This window comes from Ruoffia sp. FAM 26255 (assembly GCF_045528525.1).
GTDB classification, from domain to species: Bacteria; Bacillota; Bacilli; order Lactobacillales; family Aerococcaceae; genus Ruoffia; species Ruoffia tabacinasalis.
Window position 1 is genome coordinate 1 of sequence record NZ_JBGQQX010000157.1, and the last position, 255, is coordinate 255.

The 255-nt window shown below is 36.5% G+C and carries 1 protein-coding gene; it reads left to right on the forward strand.

Annotated elements, in window-relative coordinates:
* Positions 1–255: transposase (locus ACEN31_RS11715; RefSeq protein WP_407109495.1), on the forward strand; the 255-nt coding region annotated here is incomplete at both ends.

A 255-nucleotide genomic window follows, 5' to 3' on the forward strand; every position in this document is an offset into this window, starting at 1 on the left:
GAACAAACGATCGAAGATTTCCAGACACTCAATCAAACAGTGATTGATCAAGCACGACTTATTCGTAATGATACGAATATGATTGTTGATTTAGATTCTACCCATTCGGATACCTTCGGTAGCCAAGGACAGACAGATTATAATGCTCATTATGGAACGAACGGTTATCATCCATTAGTCGCTTTTGATGGATTAACTGGTGATTTTTTAAAAGCTAAACTTCGTTCAGGAAATCAATATACTTCTAATGGCGTA